The organism is Streptomyces yerevanensis (assembly GCF_000716805.1).
GTDB classification, from domain to species: Bacteria; Actinomycetota; Actinomycetes; order Streptomycetales; family Streptomycetaceae; genus Streptomyces; species Streptomyces flaveus.
The window spans coordinates 120,607-137,541 of record NZ_JNWJ01000001.1; the positions used below are offsets into that span (position 1 = coordinate 120,607).

Annotated in this window: 16 protein-coding genes and 1 pseudogene; 5 read left to right on the plus strand and 12 right to left on the minus strand. The window is 68.9% G+C overall.

All coding sequences use genetic code 11. The features are described 5' to 3' along the window. Nucleotides 1–8: 8 nt before the first annotated feature. The 6 genes from OP79_RS00565 to OP79_RS00590 all read right to left on the minus strand — a co-directional run bounded on the left by OP79_RS00565 (nucleotide 9) and on the right by OP79_RS00590 (nucleotide 6,226). Nucleotides 9–905: a carbohydrate ABC transporter permease gene (locus OP79_RS00565; RefSeq protein ID WP_033317846.1), complete on the minus strand. Its 897-nt coding sequence runs from the start codon at nucleotides 903–905 to the stop codon at nucleotides 9–11. After that, nucleotides 902–1,837: a carbohydrate ABC transporter permease gene (locus tag OP79_RS00570; protein ID WP_033317847.1), complete on the minus strand. Its 936-nt coding sequence runs from the start codon at nucleotides 1,835–1,837 to the stop codon at nucleotides 902–904. The genes OP79_RS00565 and OP79_RS00570 overlap by 4 nt, the downstream gene beginning before the upstream one ends. A gap of 120 nt (nucleotides 1,838–1,957) precedes the next feature. Next, nucleotides 1,958–3,730, minus strand: coding sequence for an L-arabinonate dehydratase (gene araD / locus OP79_RS00575; protein ID WP_425428544.1), 1,773 nt, complete (start codon nucleotides 3,728–3,730; stop codon nucleotides 1,958–1,960). After that, the gene (locus OP79_RS00580) at nucleotides 3,727–4,638 is read right to left on the minus strand and encodes a dihydrodipicolinate synthase family protein (protein WP_033317849.1); all 912 of its coding nucleotides are present in this window, start codon (nucleotides 4,636–4,638) and stop codon (nucleotides 3,727–3,729) included. The genes araD and OP79_RS00580 overlap by 4 nt, the downstream gene beginning before the upstream one ends. Further along, nucleotides 4,635–5,291, minus strand: coding sequence for a GntR family transcriptional regulator (locus OP79_RS00585; protein ID WP_033318109.1), 657 nt, complete (start codon nucleotides 5,289–5,291; stop codon nucleotides 4,635–4,637). The genes OP79_RS00580 and OP79_RS00585 overlap by 4 nt, the downstream gene beginning before the upstream one ends. 323 nt (nucleotides 5,292–5,614) lie before the next feature. Next, nucleotides 5,615–6,226, minus strand: a complete 612-nt coding sequence (locus tag OP79_RS00590; protein WP_051744281.1) for a TIGR03086 family metal-binding protein — start codon at nucleotides 6,224–6,226, stop codon at nucleotides 5,615–5,617. A 208-nt stretch (nucleotides 6,227–6,434) separates the two neighbouring features. On the opposite strand from OP79_RS00590, the gene OP79_RS00595 reads away from it, so the two are divergent. After that, nucleotides 6,435–7,403 (plus strand): NAD(P)-dependent alcohol dehydrogenase, encoded by a 969-nt coding sequence (locus OP79_RS00595; RefSeq protein ID WP_033317850.1) that lies wholly within the window; start codon nucleotides 6,435–6,437, stop codon nucleotides 7,401–7,403. Between the two features lie 131 nt (nucleotides 7,404–7,534). On the opposite strand, the gene OP79_RS00600 is transcribed toward OP79_RS00595, so the two are convergent. The 3 genes and pseudogenes from OP79_RS00600 to OP79_RS49580 form a co-directional block, all read right to left on the minus strand. Beyond that, nucleotides 7,535–7,831, minus strand: coding sequence for a hypothetical protein (locus OP79_RS00600; protein ID WP_033317851.1), 297 nt, complete (start codon nucleotides 7,829–7,831; stop codon nucleotides 7,535–7,537). A 203-nt stretch (nucleotides 7,832–8,034) separates the two neighbouring features. Beyond that, nucleotides 8,035–8,541, minus strand: a complete 507-nt coding sequence (locus OP79_RS00605; RefSeq protein ID WP_033317852.1) for a DUF6624 domain-containing protein — start codon at nucleotides 8,539–8,541, stop codon at nucleotides 8,035–8,037. A 134-nt stretch (nucleotides 8,542–8,675) separates the two neighbouring features. Next, nucleotides 8,676–10,297, minus strand: a pseudogene (locus tag OP79_RS49580) (nuclease/transposase family protein). Nucleotides 10,298–10,490: 193 nt separating this feature from the next. Here OP79_RS49580 and OP79_RS00615 point away from each other — a divergent pair. From OP79_RS00615 to OP79_RS00625, 3 genes are all read left to right on the plus strand, one after another. Continuing rightward, nucleotides 10,491–11,000, plus strand: a complete 510-nt coding sequence (locus tag OP79_RS00615) for a DinB family protein (protein WP_033317853.1) — start codon at nucleotides 10,491–10,493, stop codon at nucleotides 10,998–11,000. Nucleotides 11,001–11,124: 124 nt separating this feature from the next. Continuing rightward, nucleotides 11,125–11,742, plus strand: coding sequence for a dihydrofolate reductase family protein (locus tag OP79_RS00620; protein WP_033317854.1), 618 nt, complete (start codon nucleotides 11,125–11,127; stop codon nucleotides 11,740–11,742). A 12-nt stretch (nucleotides 11,743–11,754) separates the two neighbouring features. Continuing rightward, nucleotides 11,755–12,399: a GNAT family N-acetyltransferase gene (locus OP79_RS00625; protein ID WP_051744283.1), complete on the plus strand. Its 645-nt coding sequence runs from the start codon at nucleotides 11,755–11,757 to the stop codon at nucleotides 12,397–12,399. Nucleotides 12,400–12,839: 440 nt separating this feature from the next. On the opposite strand, the gene OP79_RS00630 is transcribed toward OP79_RS00625, so the two are convergent. Then, nucleotides 12,840–13,319 carry a hypothetical protein gene (locus OP79_RS00630; RefSeq protein WP_169786174.1) on the minus strand — a complete coding sequence of 160 codons (480 nt, stop codon included), beginning with the start codon at nucleotides 13,317–13,319 and terminating at the stop codon, nucleotides 12,840–12,842. Nucleotides 13,320–13,382: 63 nt separating this feature from the next. On the opposite strand from OP79_RS00630, the gene OP79_RS00635 reads away from it, so the two are divergent. Further along, nucleotides 13,383–14,639 carry an MFS transporter gene (locus OP79_RS00635; RefSeq protein WP_033317856.1) on the plus strand — a complete coding sequence of 419 codons (1,257 nt, stop codon included), beginning with the start codon at nucleotides 13,383–13,385 and terminating at the stop codon, nucleotides 14,637–14,639. On the opposite strand, the gene OP79_RS00640 is transcribed toward OP79_RS00635, so the two are convergent. Both OP79_RS00640 and OP79_RS00645 read right to left on the minus strand, forming a co-directional pair. Further along, nucleotides 14,573–15,739 (minus strand): hypothetical protein, encoded by a 1,167-nt coding sequence (locus OP79_RS00640; RefSeq protein WP_033317857.1) that lies wholly within the window; start codon nucleotides 15,737–15,739, stop codon nucleotides 14,573–14,575. The two genes, OP79_RS00635 and OP79_RS00640, sit on opposite strands and share 67 nt — an antisense overlap. A gap of 53 nt (nucleotides 15,740–15,792) precedes the next feature. Further along, a complete protein-coding gene (locus OP79_RS00645; RefSeq protein WP_033317858.1) occupies nucleotides 15,793–16,734 on the minus strand; it encodes a 5-dehydro-4-deoxyglucarate dehydratase in 942 nt (313 codons plus the stop codon). Nucleotides 16,735–16,935: the final 201 nt, after the last annotated feature.

Here is a 16,935-nt window from a genome sequence, read left to right on the forward strand (position 1 = left end):
TACTCCTCTCATCCCTTCACCGCCCCGGCGCTGAAGCCCGTGATCAGCCACTTCTGGATGAAGGCGAAGACGATCACGACGGGCACGGCCGCGATGATGCCGCCCGCGGCGAGTGCGCCCAGGTCGACGCTGTCGGCGCTCATCAGGCTGTTGAGGCCGACGGGGATCGTCTGCTTGTCCTGGTTGCTGAGGAACATCAGGGCGAACAGGAAGTGGTTCCAGGAGTGCACGAAGGCGAAGGAGCCGACGGCGATCAACCCGGGCCGCAGCAGCGGCAGGACGACGACCCGGAAGCCGGTGAGGCGGGTGCAGCCGTCGACCCAGGCGGCCTCTTCGAGGGAGTACGGGACGTTCCGGATGAAGCCGCTGATCAGGATCATCGACAGCGGCAGCTGGAAGACGGTCTCGGCGATGATGACGCTGCCGAGCGAGTTGATCATCTGGAGCTCGGCGAAGATCTGGAACAGCGGAACCAGAAGCAGTGCGCCGGGCACGAACTGGGAGCACAGCAGCGCCAGCATGAAGGCGCGCTTGATCTTGAAGTTGAAGCGGGCGAGGGCGTAACCGCCGGCGAGGGCGACGAGCGTGGTCATCACCAGGGTGGCGATGCCGACGTAGACGCTGTTCTCGAAGTAGGTCCCGAAGCTGCGCTCGGTCCACACCTTCTCGAAGTGCTCGAAGGTCATGGGCCAGGGCACGAGGGAGGTCGAGCCGGGCTCGCGCAGGGCGAACAGAAGGATCCAGTAGAAGGGAACGAGCGTGAAGACCAGGTAGATGCCGAGGGGGAAGTAGATCTGCCAGCGCGGGACTTCGTCCCAGGCGCGGCGACGCTTGGCCGGGCGCTGCGGTGCGGGGGCCTCGTCCTTGGGAGCGGGCGCCGTCATGGTGGCCTCTGTGGTGCTCACTTGTCGTCACCTCCGAACTTGCTCAGCCGCAGATAGACCATCGAGAAGAAGAGCAGGATCACGAATGCCACCGTGGTCAGGGCCGATGCGTAGCCGAAGTTGTGTGCGTCGACGCTGGTGTTGGCGATGTAGAGCGGGAGTGTCGTCGTCTCGCCCGCGGGTCCGCCGCCGGTGAGGGTGTAGAGCAGGTCGACGTTGTTGAACTCCCACACCGCGCGCAGCAGCGTGGACAGGATGATGGCGTCCTTCAGGTGCGGCAGCGTGATGTGCACGAACTGCTTGAAGCGGCTGGCCCCGTCGACCTCGGCGGCCTCGTACAGGTCCTTCGAGACGGACTGGAGGTCGGCGAGGATGAGGATCGCGAAGAAGGGGACGCCGCGCCAGAGATCGGCGACCACCGCTGCCGAGAAGACGGTCGATGTGTCGGACAGCCAGCTCGTGCCGTACTCCCCGATCCCCATGTCGGCGAGATAACGGGTGATGCCCGTCTGGGAGTTGTAGAGCAGCACCCAGATCGCGGAGGTGAGCACCCCGGAGACGGCCCACGGCGAGAACACCATGGCACGGCCGAGCGACCGCCCCACGAAGGTCTGGTTGACGATCAACGCGAGCGCCAGACCGAACAGCAGTTGCAGCCCGACCTCGACGACGACCCATTTGGCACTGAAGATCAGCGTGTCCCAGAACAGCGGGTCCTCGGTGAAGGCGTACACGAAGTTCTCGAAGCCCGCGTAGCCGTTCCGCCAGGGCTTGGTGGGGTTGTAGTCCTGCAGGCTGTAGTAGAAGACGCTCAGCACCGGGTAGGCGATGAAGCCCAGCATCAGCAGTCCCGCCGGGGCGATCAGCAGATACGGGAGCCTGCGTGGCGTGGCTGAGCCGCGGCGCCGCCGGGGTGGCGCGGGCTTTTTCGCCACGGCTGCGGCTTGGGCCATGACTGTTCTCCGTTCTCGGGGGTGCGGGTGGTGCTGTGCGCGCTCGCTCGTGCTGTGCGCTTGGTGCCCTGTGCTGGTGCGCTGTGCTTGCGCCTGGTGCGCTGTGCTTGTGTGGTTCGCTCAGCCCGCGTACGGGTCCGGCACCTTGCCCGGCTTGGCCAGGAAGGCGAAGTCGCAGCCGGTGTCGGCCTGGGTGATCTGTTCGTTGTAGAGCGCTCCGTAGCCGCGCTCGTACCGCTCGGGCGGCGGCGTCCAGGCCGCCCTGCGTTGCTCCAACTCCTCGTCGGCCACGTTGAGTTGAAGGGTTCGCGCTTCGACGTCGAGGGTGATGGTGTCCCCGGTCCGTACGAGGGCGAGCGGTCCGCCGATGTACGACTCCGGCGCTACGTGCAGCACACACGCGCCGTAACTGGTGCCGCTCATCCGGGCGTCGGAGATCCGCACCATGTCCCGTACGCCCTGCTTCAGCAGGTGGTCGGGGATGGGCAGCATGCCGTACTCGGGCATGCCCGGGCCGCCCTTGGGACCGGAGTTGCGCAGCACCAGCACGCTGTCGGCGGTGATGCCGAGCGCGGGGTCGTTGATGGTGCGCTGCATGGTCTTGTAGTCGTCGAAGACGACTGCCGGACCGGTGTGCTTGAGCAGGTGCGGCTCGGCGGCGATGTGCTTGATGACGGCGCCGTCGGGGCAGAGGTTGCCGCGCAGCACCGCGACCCCGCCCTCGTCCGCGACCGGGTTGTGGCGCGGGCGGATCACGTCGTCGTTGTGCACCTGAGCCGATGCGAGCTGCTCGCGCATGCTGTCGTGGGACACCGTCGGCCGGTCCAGGTGCAGCAGATCGGTGATCCGCGACAGGAAACCGGGCAGCCCGCCCGCGAAGTGGAAGTCCTCCATCAGGTACGTCCGGCCGCCGGGCCGTACGTTCGCCAGCACCGGCACCGTACGGGCGATCCGGTCGAAGTCGTCCAGCGTGAGCCGTACGCCGGCCCGCCCGGCCATGGCGATCAGGTGGATGACGGCGTTCGTGGAGCCGCCGAGCCCCAGGACGGTCGTCACGGCGTCGTCGAAGGCCTCCTGGGTGAGGAGGTCGGACAACTTCCGGTTCTTGCGGACGAGTTCGACGATCCTCAGGCCACTGGCGGCGGCCATCCGGTCGTGCCCGGAGTCGACGGCGGGGATGCTGGACGCGCCCGGCACGGTGACGCCGAGGGCCTCGGCGGCCGCGGTCAGCGTCGACGCCGTGCCCATGGTCATGCAGTGGCCGGGCGAGCGGGCGAGGCCGCTCTCCAGTTCGGTCATCTCGCAGTCGCCGATGAGTCCGGCGCGCTTGTCGTCCCAGTACTTCCACATGTCGGTGCCGGAGCCCAGGACCTCGTTGCGCCAGTGGCCCGGCAGCATAGGCCCGGCGGGCACGAAGACGGCCGGCAGATCGACGGACGCGGCGCCCATGAGCAGCGCGGGCGTGGACTTGTCGCAGCCGCCCATCAGCACCGCACCGTCCACCGGATACGACCGCAGCAGCTCCTCGGTCTCCATCGCGAGCATGTTGCGGTAGAGCATCGGGGTCGGCTTCTGGAAGGTCTCGGAGAGGGTGGAGACCGGGAATTCGAGGGGGAAGCCGCCGGCCTGCCACACTCCGCGCTTGACCGCCTGTGCGCGGTCCCGGAGGTGTACGTGGCAGGGGTTGATGTCGGACCACGTGTTGAGGATCGCGATGACCGGCTTGCCCAGGTGCTCCTCGGGGAGGTAACCGAGCTGGCGGGTGCGGGCCCGGTGGCTGAAGGACCGCAGGCCTTCGGTCCCGTACCACTGGTGGCTGCGCAATTCCCTTGCACCGTCGGCGGTTTCGTCCGGGCCTGCTGCTGGGCTTCTGTCTGGGCTTCTGTCGGTCATATGGACCACCCCGCCGCGATGGCGGCGACTTCGGCACGCTCGGCCTCGGGCAGCAGGCGGCTCGGCGGCCGGACCTCGCGACGGCACAGACCCAGCGAGGCGAGGGCCTCCTTGACCACCGTCACGTTGTTGGCGGAGCCGTTGGCCGCGCGCAGTTCCTCGAACCGGCGGATCTGCTCCCACACCTTCATGGCTGCCGCGTAGTCGCCCGATCGAAGCGCTTCGATCATGTTCAGCGAAACGGACGGGGCGACGTTCACAAGCCCCGAGGTGAAGCCGGTCGCGCCCGCCGAGAAGTACGAGGGCGCGTACGGCTCGGCGAGCCCCGCCACCCAGACGAAGCGCTCCAGCCCCGCGTCCCGCGCGAAGGCGGCGAAACGGGCCGCGTCCGGCACGGCGTACTTCACGCCGATGACGTTCGGGCAGTCATCGGCCAGTTCGGCCAGCCGGGCGCCGAGGAGCTGCGCGTTGCGGATGTACGGGACGACGCCCAGTTCGGGGACGGCCTCGGCGATCGCCCGGTGGTAGTCGACCCAGCCGCCCTGCGCGACGTACGGATGCACCGGCTGATGGACCATCACCATCTGTGCCCCGCAGTCACGGGCGTGCCGCGCGGAGGCGACGGCGGTCGGCACATCGTGCCCGACCCCGACCAGGACGACGGCCCGCTCGCCCGCCTCGTCGATGGTCAACTCCGTGACCAGGCGGCGCTCTTGGGGGCTCAGTGCGTAGAACTCGCCGGTGTTGCCGTTCGGCGTGAGGATGCGTACGCCGCCCTCGACCAGGCGGCGCAGCAGGGCGCGGTGGCTGTCCTGGTCGACGGTGCCGTCCTCGGCGAACGGAGTCACCGGGATCGCCACCACATCGGCCAGCGCCGCCCGCTCCGTCTCGAACGTCGCGCTGCTCACTTCTGCTCACCCTCTCCCTGGGCCTCGGGGAAGGCCCGGTGCACGAACGACGCGATGTGCGAGTGCAGGGCGCGGGCCGCGCCGTCCGAGTCGCCGTCGAGGGCGAGCCGCAGGATCTCCCGGTGCTCGCCGGCCTCCCGCTCCCAGGAGGGGTTGGCGGCCCAGGCGACCGCGGAGACCAGAGCGGCCTGGTCGCGCACCTCGTCGAGCATCCGGCCGAGCAGCGGATTGCCGCAGGGGACGTACAAGGCGCGGTGGAACTCCCGGTTGGCCAGGGAGCGTTGGGCGGTGTCGGTGGCGGCGTCCGCGCGTTCCAGCGCGTCGCGCGCCGTGTCGAGGGAGGCGCCGCGCTGCACGGAGCGGCGCAGGGCCTCCGGCTCGAGGAGCAGCCGCACGTCGTACACCTCGCGCGCCATGTCCGCGTCCACCATGCGCACCGTGACGCCCTTGTACTGGTTCATCACGACGAGCCCCGTGCCGGCCAGGGTCTTCAGCGCTTCCCGCACCGGGGTCTTGGACACCCCGAACTGCGCGGCCAGCTCCGTCTCGACCAGGGCCTGACCGGGCGTCAACTGCCCGGTGAGGATGCGGTGTTTGATCCCCTCCAGCACGTACTGCGTGCGGGACGGGATCGGCGTGGGCACAGAGGTCATGCGCGCCTCTCGGATCTCATCGATCACTTCACGTGTCGGATCGCAGGACCGGATACACATATCTCACGTATCTGATCTCGCGTATCGCGTCTCATATATGACGTACGAAGTACGACGCGTTGAAGGTAGGAGCGCGGTGATGTTTCGTCAACGCTTCTGACAGAAGTTGTTTGTGTTGACGCTCAAGAGATATCGGGGGCGGGGTCGGCCCGGGGGCGCGGAACCTTTCGTTCGGAGGGTGCGGAACCTTTCGTTCAGGCCCTTGCGGTGCAGGTCGGAGGCTCAGGCCCGTCGTGCAGGCTCTTGCCGTCCAGCTCGGACGTTCAAGCCCTTGCCGTCCAGTTCGGATCGCGGCCGCTCAGGCCGATCGTCCGGTCAAGGAGAGGGGCTTCGTCCGGTACGGGCACCGGCGGGCCGAAGATTTCGGAGCCGTCAGGGTCATCGGCCGCGGGGGCGAGGAGGCTGTGGGACGCCTGGAGGGCTGCCGTGTCGGGGGTGTAGTGCTGGCCGGTGGCTCGGGCCAAGTCCCAGCCGTGGATGACGAGTTCGTTGGTGGCGACCAGGGCCGCGACCTCGCCGGGGAGGTCGACACCGCCTGCCCGGGTGTCGCCGGTCCAGGCGGCCGGGTCACGCCAGGCCTCGGCCAGTTCGGCGAGGAGCTTGGGGAGTTCGGCGCGCCAGTCGGGCGTGACGTCCGGCAGGGAGGAGCCGGGGTCCGTGTCCGTCGTCGGTCCCAGGTCCTTTCGGCCGGCGTCCCGGAAGGCCCGGGTCAGACCGACCAGGTGGCCCAGAAGATTGCGTACGGCGTACTCCGGACAGGGCGTCGGAGCGCCCAGCTGCTCCTCGCCCACGCCCTCCGCGAGACGCGCCACGATCAGGGCCTGCGGCCCCAGGTCAAAGGTCGTCGATGTCGATGTCGATGTCGTACCAGTCATGCTCGGCTCCTCTTCTGGTCACCGGTCACGGGGTCGTCGGGTCGTAGTCCGTCTTGCAGCCCCGCCATGTAGACCGTCGGCCGTACGAAAAGTCATCGCACCCGCTCCTGAGATCATGCTCAGGAAGCTGGTCAGGCCTTCGAGCTGCCGCGATGCTCGGGGTATCCGGGACGCTCGGTGTCCGGGACCGCGAAGGGGGAGCCACGCCATGAAGGCGATCGTTCAGGATGCGTACGGATCAGCAGACCTTCTGCGCCTGCGCGAAATCGACCGCCCCGTCCCCGGGGACGACGAAGTGCTGGTCGAGGTGCGCGCGGCCGGTGTCGGCCCCGAGGTGTGGCACCTCATGACGGGCCGGCCCTATGTGGCCCGGGCGGCCCTGGGACTCCGTAAGCCCAAGAATCCGGTACAGGGCTGGGACGGCGCCGGGCGGGTCGAGGCGGTCGGTGCGAAGGTGACCGACTTCAAGCCGGGCGACGAGGTCTTCGGCAACTGCGAGGGCTCGTTCGCCGAGTACGCGCGCGCCAAGGCCGAGAAGCTCGCCCACAAGCCCGCGGGCCTCAGCTTCGAACAGGCCGCCGCCCTCCCCGTCTCGGGCATGACCGCTCTCCAGGCCCTGAGCGGCAAGTCCCGCCCACAGCCCGGCCAACGGGTCCTGGTCATCGGCGCCTCCGGTGGCGTGGGAACGTACGCCGTCCAGCTCGCCACGATGTACGGCGCCGAGGTCACCGGCGTCTGCGGCCCCACAGCTGCGGACTTCGTCCGCTCCCAGGGCGCCACCCACGTCATCGACTACACCCACGAGGACATCACCGACGGCCCTCACCGCTACGACGTCATCATCGACAACGCGGGCCTCCGCCCCCTGCCCGTCCTCCGCCGCGCTCTCACCCCACGCGGCACCCTCGTCATCGTCGGCGGCGAGGGCGGCACCGGCTTCTTCGGCGGCATGAGCCGCGACCTCCGCGCCGTCCTGCTCTCCCCCTTCATCGCCCAGAACCTCCGCAACCTCATCTCCATCGCCCGCCGCGAGGACCTCCTGACCCTCAAGGACCTCGCCGAGAAGGGCAAGATCACCCCGGCGATCGACCGCACGTATCCGCTTGCCGAGGCGGCTGCTGCCCTCCGGCATCTGGAGACGGGGCATCCCCGGGGCAAGCTCGTCATCACAGTCTGACGACAAGCCCTCAAAGCGACCACCATCGCGGCCGCCGCAGGAACGAGGCGTCCGGAGCCACCGCTGCCGGCTCCGGACGCCCCCGTAGCGGCTGAGAACCGCTTGCGTTCGCTCCTAGCCCGGTCGGCGGATCAGCAGGTGACGACCTTGCCGTACGAACCCCGGCCCCAGTTCCACTCCCACTGCTCACCGGGCTGGTACGTGAGGCAGGGAGAGTCGGAGCCCCAGTCGATGACGACCTTCAGGTGCATCGCCTCACCACAGTTGTTCGTGACCTTGACGTACTTCTCGTGCTTGATGACGTCTCGCTTGACACAGGCCGGAGCCGTCCCGGCCTCGGCCGCCGTGGCTGTGGGGGCCACGGCAAGGCCGCTGCCCAGGACGGCGGTGGCGAGGATGCCGAGTGCGGCGCTCTTGTGGAACTTCATGATGGGGTTTTCCCTTCTGGAGTACTCGGTGTGCTGAGGTGAGCGGCATGTGGTGGATCACGCCGCCCGGTGCAATGCTCCGACTGTGCCGGGGTTCGGATACCGAGCACCACGAAGATTCACCCGTTTGGGGCCATCTGGGATGCCCCAGGGCCTGACCTGCTGGGATACGGACGCGGGTGACGCGATCGTGGGACGGGGCGTCAGGCCATCGCGAACTTGGCAACGTACTCGTCGAAGGGCTCGATACCGACTTCCGCACGGAGTTCGTCCATGCGCTCAGGCTCTTCACAGGGCCAGGGAACCGGTGCCCCGTCCTTCACGCCGGCGATCTGAGTGCCGTAGATCTGCTTGCGGCCCTCATTGACCAGCGTGCGGTCGCACAGAAAGGCCAGCTCGCGTGGGCCGGCCGAGCCTGCCGACACCGCCTGCTGCATCAGATGGAGGGCGCGTCGCTGAACTTCGAGCTGCCGGTCAGCGTGCTGGGCGATCAGCCACGCTGCGCGCGACGCCTCCTGGCCGACCAGTTCCTCCGTCGGCCAGCCGTACTCATCCATGATCTCGCCGAGCCGGTCACCGTGCTGTGCGGTCAGCCGCCGCCAGGCCAACTGCTCGGCAGGGTCGTCGCTGTTCGCGCGGACTGCGGACTGGTGATCCGCCGCGGCCATCTCCGTGAGTTCCACGGCTAGCGCGGCAACGGCGTGCGCCACTCTCTCAACTCCCCGTTCAAATCAGTGCGTTGTGCTCGTTGACCGCAAGCCTAAAGATACAAATCAGGCATAAAGATCATTCCGGGGAACGGTGACAGGCACCTCCGCGAGCCGGGATAACGGATCTACCGGTCCTAGAGACTGAGCGGGAGTGAGTCCTGTTGCCAGGGCTCATGCCCAGCCGAACGCCCCGAACGGTGTTGGGCGTTCTGGTCCACCGCGTTCTCGCCGCGTCCGGCGCCAGCGGATCGTGTCCGTGGTCCGGGGGCGGTTTCCCTCACGCCCTGGGGTGCCCGGTCGGGCCTGGACGGTCCGATGCCCCTGCTCATCACTCTGGTGAGCAGGGGGCGGTGCCGTCCGTCGCCGGATCGGGTGCCCCAGGGCGCGCCTGCCGATCGCCACGGCAGCAGCGTCGTGGCGGGTGGTCTTACGGGTCTTGCTGGTGAGGGGCTTTTGCCAGTGCCGGGCGCCCCACTTGGAAGTGTAGGCCGGGTCGACGGCGACGACGGTGATGCCGAGTTCGGCTGCCATGCTGACGAGCCGGGCCCGCAGTCTGGCCACGGGCATGCCGGAGATGAGGTTGCGGAAGCGTTTGCGGCGGCCGTACTTCTCCCTGCTGGTCTCGGCGGTGAAATCGAGGTCCTCGATGGCGATCGCCAGGCCATGGCGCTTGGCCCAGTGCAGCAGGCGGATCAGCGCGTGCCGGACCTGTGCGTCACGGTGCTGGGCGGTACCGGACAGGTCGTAGAAGAAGCGTCGGGGATTGCCGGTGGGGTTGCCGTGGTTGTCGAGGCGCCAGGCGGCGAGGTGGTCGGCGTTGGTGTCGACGCCGATCAGGCCGTTCGTGCGGGCAGCCTCGAGCGGCACGGTCTGGACCGGTGGGATCGTCCAGGACGCGGTCAGGTACCAGCGGCCCCGGCCTGTGTCTTCGTGGATGCGGTAGGCGACGGCCCGGTTGGCGGTGACGCGGTCGGCCCACTGCTCGCCCCGGTGCGCGAACGCCACGCGGGCGGTGAGCACGTATCGGCCGTGCGGCGCGTTCGCCAGGTGCGCCAGCGGCGCCGGGAGCTTGAGGGACACCTCGCCGTCGTCGGTGACGCGGATGGTCTCGTTGCCGCACCGTTTGCCGGACTCGCCGTCCGCGGCGAGAAACCGGCGCCCTGCCTGCCACCGCTTGCGCCATTCCGGCTCGGTGAGCTGGGCGGCATCCAGGTGGTGGCGGGTGTTGAGCAGCCGCTTCCCGCCGCGCACCACGTGCACGACGCCGGCCTCACGGTCGGCCCGCACCGTCTGAAGCCGGTCTTCGAGCAGGTGCAGGCGGCGGGACTTGGCGAACCATTCCTGTTTGCTGCGGTAGCCGCCCGGAGCGCGCTTGGTGCCTTTCTCGCCCACGGGCAGGGACAGCCGGTGCGTGATCGTCTCGATCCCGGCCTGAAGGCTCTGGATGTGCGCGAGCTGGCCGCGCCGGGCGAGCACCCACTGATCGTGGGTGGCCTTCGTGATCGACCCGGCCCAGCGCGAGGAGGACTGTTCCGTCAGGGTGCGCTTGCGCTCGGCCCACCGCTCACTGTCGTGGTCCAGCCTGGCCGCGCACCGCGCCTTCAGATCACGGGAGGCGAGCGAACCCAGCAGGTCGCCGACCAGGCGCAGCACCTTCTCGTCCCCGGCGCTCAGATGCTTGAGCCGGGTACGGATCGCAACCCCCCGAGGGGCCGGGCACCACAAACGGCGCCGCCACCTCCCGCAGTCCCCCCACCCCTTCACCCCCGGCCCGGTGTCGCAGAAATCCGTCACCCCACCCAACGACCATCACCAGTAAAGGTCACGCATTCGATGCAAGAACTCTCGTTCCCTGCCGGGGAGCGTGCCTGATTGATGGCCCTCGTATGGGGACAGCCGACGGAGTAGATACTGGCCCTGCATGCAGGCACGGATGAGGAGCACGGTCAGTGACCAGCGACAATCGCATAGGACCGCCCAGTTTTGGAAGCGAACGCGACATGCTGCGAGCCTTCCTCGACTACCACCGCGCGACCCTCGCCATGAAGTGCGAAGGACTGACCGACGAGGAGCTGCGGCAGCAGTCGATGCCGCCGTCCACGCTTTCACTGCTCGGGCTGGTGCGGCACATGGCGGAGGTGGAGCGCGCCTGGTTCCGTCGAGTGTTCGAGGACAACGACGCGCCCATGGTCTGGTCCGACAAGATCGACTTCCAGGCGGCGTACGACGCGAGCGCGTCGACCAGGGAGGAGGCATTCGGGGCCTGGGAGGCCGAGGTGGAGAACTCGCGTCGTATCGAGCGGAAGGCCGAGTCCCTGGACCAGGCCGGGTATCAGCCGAGGTGGGGCGAGGAGGTGTCGCTGCGGATGGTGATGGTGCATGTGCTCCTGGAGTACGGCCGCCACAACGGGCACGCGGACTTTCTGCGTGAGGGTGTCGACGGGACGGTGGGCGCCTGAGCCCGCAGGAGCCACCGATCTCCAAATGCTGCGTCGCGTGTCGCTGGGGGATGTCGAATGGGCCGGTTCCCGATCGACGTGAGAGTGAAGGCAGCACATCCCAGGACTTGAGGAGCACCCGATCGTGACCGTAACCGCTGATATGGCCATCTCCCTCGACGGCTACGTCGCCGGCCCCGACGTCACCCTTGACAATCCCGGAGGCGACGGCGCCGAACCGCTCTTCGAGTGGATCCACAACCTGGCGAGCTGGCGGGAGCGCCAGGGCATGACCGGCGGGGAGGAGAACCGCGACTCCGAGCTGATGCGTGAGTGGTTCGATGCCACCGGAGCGGTGGTCATGGGGCGGATGATGTACGACACGGGCGAGGAGTTCTGGGGCGACAACCCGCCCTTCCGGGCCCCGGTCTTCGTGCTCACCCACCGCCCCCGGCCGACCCTGGTCAAGGAGGGCGGCACCACCTTCACCTTCGTCACCGACGGCATCCACAGCGCCCTCGACCAGGCGAAGGCCGCCGCCGGGGACAGGAACGTCGACATCGCGGGCGGGGCGAGCACGGTGCAGCAGTACCTCGGGGAGGGGCTCATCGACGAGCTGCAACTGCACGTGGTCCCCGCGCTCCTCGGCGCGGGACTGCGGCTCTTCGAAGGGCTGGGCGCCGTACGGCGGAACCTCGAGCCGGTCAGAGTGGTCGACACACCCCTCGCCACCCACCTGAAGTACCGATTCGTCGAGCGGTGAGGGGTTGCTGGGGTGCTCACGCTGACAGAGATCGCCGAGGATCCGCTTGTCCTGGAGTGCCGCCTGGACCTGTGTGACGGTACGGAGGTCGTCTTCCGTCCCCTCACCCACACCGATGCCGAGCGCTTGGCTGGTTTCCTTGAGGGCCTGTCACCCGAATCGAGGCGGCTGAGTACGTTCGCCGGGTATGACCTCGCGGCTGCGCGGGAGTTGTGTGACGCGATCGCGCGTTACGACAAGCTCAGGCTGGTGCTGGAGGAAGTGCCGTCCGGCAGGATCGTCGGCCTCCTCGAACTCAGTCTCGCTCTCACACCTGCGGACATCGCGCGCTATAAAGAAGCGGGCATCCGCCTCGCCGAGACGACTGACTGCCGTTTCGGTCCGACCCTGGCCGATGACTACCAGGGGAGGGGGGTGGGGACGCTGGTCCTCCCGCTCATCGCGGACGTCGCACAGCGGCTCGGCAGAACGAGGATCATCCTGTGGGGCGGCGTCCTCGCCAACAACCCCCGCGCCATTCGCTATTACGAGAAGAACGGCTTCCAGCCAGTCGGTTCCTTCGCCGGAACGGACGGTTCGCCGTCTCTCGACATGATGCTGGATCTCGATCAGGTACCGAGCGCAGCAACGTCGCCGACGCGGCACTGCGGCTCGTAACGCCGGCAGAGGGCCTTCCTTCCGGCGAGGTGGTGTCCCCAAATGTGGTGTTGCGGAGGCGGGCGCGGTGGTGGGCCCAGGGGGTGCTGGTCCCACGGCTTGAGCCCTTCTCCCCGCCCTGTTCACGCATCGCTCGTTTGAGCGCCCGAAGGGCATCCTCCCCCTCACTGTTCACGCTTTCTGCGGGAGAGGGGGCATGAGGCCGTGAGGCGTGCGTCCTGGGTGTTTGCACGTCCGCGTGGGGCTGTCCCAACCATCGCCCCACCGGGGGCAGTACAGCACTTCCACGGACACGGCCTCCGGCAGGACCTCGCTCAGTCCGTCGAAGTACGCGAACTGCCCCGACCTCGGCCTCCAGCCCAGGCCGGGAAAAAATCGGCTGGCAGCGTGGGGAACGATCGCCTCAGGCACCTGGAGAAAACCTGACCGGCGAACACGTGTCATTGACCTTGTTTCGCCACTTCCACACAGGACTCATCGGATCCATGAGGGGTGATCTGGGCCTGTCGGCCTTGGCCTGAGTCTCCAAAGGTGATGGTGAAGCAGCGGTCGACCATGGTCTCGGCCGGACCGAAGAGGACCACGGAGCGCTGATACATGCGGGAGAGCTCAATAGTGACGCGTGTGCTTCCTTCTGCGGAATCGACCGCGAACAGACGGCCGTATCCCATGCCCGCAACCGAAGCCAGGGCAGCTTCCACGTCCTGCCGGTCGACCGGGCGAGTGTCGTCCTGAGCCACGACGGCATCAGCGAAGCGCCGCGCATCATTCCGCGTCGCTTGGAAGGCAGCATCCTTCCTCGCCGCTTCGCGGTAGCTGCCGACCCCGTACGAGACCAGAAGCGCTGCCAGAAACGTAAGCACGAGCGCTCCCAGCGCTTTCGCCCAGGGAGCAGACCTTCCCATCTGATCAGTTGTCATCGCGCCCAATTAAGGCAGTCGCCCGATCCCTTGCCCAGGGCCTTAGCCCCAAGATGACGAGCCATGACAAAATCGGCATCGCATGCGCCATGGACAGTGACCCGTGTCCTGAGGGACCGCAACGCCGGCCTCTACCTGGGCGGAGTCGTGGTCTCCGGGTTCGGGTCGTCGGCGATGTGGCTGGTGGCCGGGATCTGGGTGAAGGAGCTGACCGGTTCGGACGGGCTGGCCGCTCTCTGTGTCTTCGCCCTCTGGGCGCCCACGCTGATCGGCCCCCTCCTGGGCACGCTCGCCGACCGCACCCGCCGCAGACCGCTGCTGGTGTGGACGAACCTGGGGCTGTCCGCGCTCCTCCTGTCCCTCCTCGCCGTCGACTCCCCGGGCACCCTCTGGATCCTCTTCGCGGTGCTGTTCGTGTACGGCGCGACCGGCGTCGTCCACGACGCGGCGGAGTCGGCCCTGGTGGCCACGGCGGTCGACGAGCGGCTCCTCGGCGACTTCAACGGCCTGCGGATGTCGGCCAACGAGGGCATGAAGCTGGTCGCCCCGCTCGCCGGAGCGGGTCTGTACGCGGCCTTCGGGGGCGCCGGCGTCGCCCTCCTGGACGCGCTCACCTTCGTGCTGGCCGCGGGGCTGTACACACTCCTGCGGGTACGCGAGCCGAAGCCGCTCCCGGCCCCGGCCGGCTGGCGCACCCAGACAGCCGACGGCGCCCGCTACCTCTGGCGCCACGAGACACTGCGCCCCCTCGTCCTCGCGGGCGGCACGACCATGCTCTTCGCGGGCCTCAACGGCGCGACGATCTACGCGGTGGCCGAAGGCCTGGGCCACTCCCCCGCGTACGTAGGTGTTCTGTACGCCGTGCAAGGCGCCGGTTCGGTGGCCGTCGGCCTGGCCTCGGGTCCGCTCCTCCGCCGCCTGGGCTCACACCGGTTCGCGGGGTACGGCATCGCGCTCACCGCCCTGGCCGTGGCCGCCCGCGCGCTCCCGTACGACGCGGTGGCCCTCGTCTCGTCCGCGGCCGTGGGCGTTGGCCTCCCGTGCGTGCTGATCGCGGCCCTCACCGCGGTTCAGCGCGAGACTCCGGACGACCTCCTGGGCCGTACGACCGCGACCGCCAACACGCTGATGTTCGCCCCGAACGCGGTGGGACTCGCGCTGGGCGCGGGCCTGGTCGAACTGGTCGATCACCAGGTGCTGTTGGTGACGCTCGGGCTGATCCGGCTGGTGACGGTCGTACCGTTGCTCAGGCGTCAGCCGAGCCGTGCGAGCGCCTCCGCCACGAGTGACAGGTCCTCGTCGGACGCCAACCCCGCGTGATACAGCCGTACTTCGGTGGCTCCCCGCTCGACCGCCCGTGCCACGTCCTCCGCGAGCGTGCCCGGGCTGCCGCCCATGCCGCGCACGACGGGGAAATTGGCTGCCAGCACGCTCCTCTCAACAGCCTGCTCGGCGAAGGGAGTCAACAACTCGGGCCCTCCGGCACACGGCACGACCACGCCGTCGGCCACCGACAGGATGTGCGCGGGATCCACGCCGACGTTCGCGCCGACGTGGTACGAGGCCGGGTCCGCGTGCAGCAGGATCTGGAACCCGTCGGGAGCGGCCGCGCGTACGGCGGCGACGGCCTCCGTCTGGAGGGAGCGGGCGACGGAGTCCCGCCACACGCGTGTGGCCGTTGCGAGTTCGGCGCCGAGGAGTTTCTCCACCGCTTCCCAGGCTCCGGTGGGTGCCTCGCCCCGCCATACGGGTTCCAGGGCGCGCCGGACCGAGGCCGCCAACTTGTCGGGGGCCAGGCCCCGTTGCGTATAGCCGTCGCGGCAGGAGGGGCAGAAGCACAGCGACATCAGGTACTGGCCGGCGTCTCCGAGTGCCACGCCGGCCGTCTTGTCGTGGGCGTGGAGATGCGCGAGGCCGTACCAGCCGAGGGACTCCAGCTCCGTGCCTGAGGCGCCGGGCCGCACCGCCGCCTCGACGGCCAGGTCGACCAGGTACGCGCGCGTGTCGGGCTGTGCGATGCAGGGCGCCCAGGGATAGCGGTCTCCGTAGGCGTTGACCACGGAGGTGTCCGGGAACTCGTCCCCCATACGGGAGTTGTGCGCGAGCACCACCCAGGTGTGCACGTCGAGTCCCGCCTCCGCGAGGGACGCGGCGGCCTGCCCGTACGCGTCCCCGGAGGCCCAGTCCCCGGCGTCGTACGGCCGCAGCCGGCGTCCCTCCCACCGCGGGCCGGGCGGATAGAGCACGGCCGCGTGCCGGGCGGTGACGATGCGGTGGCGGGGGTGGCGGGGGGTCAGCGCGCGCGTGGAGTGGTAGGCGGAGGCGAGCGTCGCCTGCCGTACGCCCAGGTCGGCGATGCGCGCGGCGGACTCGGGGTCGCCGTTGACGTCCCACGGGTAGACGAAGGTGGACGCCTTCACAGGCCCCTTCAGAGATCCCTTCGGAGACTCCTCCGCAGACCCTGCCGCCTGGCTCACTTGTCCTCCTGGAGAAGCGCCTCGCCCCGCTCGATCAGCTGGGCGAGCTGCTTGACGTGGTCGTCGCTCGGCTCGTGCAGCGGCGGCCGTACCTCGCCCACGTCGAGACCCCGCAGCCGTACGCCCGCCTTGACGAGTGAGACAGCGTATCCGCGGCCCTGGGCGCGCAGTTCGACGAGGGGACGGTAGAAGCCGTCGAGCAGACGGTTCGCTGTGGCGTCGTCTCCGGTGTTCAGCGCCTTGTGGAAGGCGAGGGCGAGCTCGGGGGCGAAGCAGAAGACCGCCGACGAGTACAGCGTGATGCCGATGCCGCGGTACGCGAGGCCCGTGAGCTCGGCGGTCGGCAGTCCGTTGAAGTAGAGGAAGTCGTCCGGGACTTCGGAGCGCACCGCGCTCACGGTGCGCTGCATCAGATCGAGGTCGCCGACCCCGTCCTTGAAGCCGATGATCCCCTCGGTGCGGGCCAGTGAGACGACCGTTTCGGGCGTGAACACGGCGTTGTCGCGCTGGTAGACGATGACCTCGAGCGAGGTGGCGCGGGCCAGCTCCGTGTAGTGCCGCAGCAGCCCCTCCTGCCCGGCGACGACGAGATACGGCGGCATGGCGAGCAGCCCGTCCGCCCCGGCCTCCTCGGCGAGCTTCGCGTACCGCACGGCGAGCGCGGTCCCGTACCCGGCGCCCGCGATCACCGGCACGCGCCCGGCCGTCTCCTCGACGGCCGCGCGTACGCAGTCCTGGAACTCCTCGGGGGTGAGCGCGTGGAACTCCCCGGTCCCGCAGCAGGCGAAGACGGCGGCGGCCCCGGCCTCGACGCCACGCCGGACATGCGCGCGGTACACGTCGAGGTCGACGGCACCGTCAGGGCCGTACGCGGTGACGGGGAAGAACAGCGGCCCGCTCGGGACACTGAGGCGAGCGGCAAGGGGCGCTGACGTCACGGGCTCTCCCTAGGCATGCACGCACACGCCGACCGTGCACGTTTCCGATCCACGTTTCTGATCCACGTCCATATTTCTGAACACGTACACGCTAGAGCGCCTCTTCGGGGGTGGTCAAGCGGGCGAAGCGGCAAGACAGCCGCAAGACGGGAGCGACATACGGGCGATCACGGTGCGGATTTCCCGCCCCCGCGCGACACT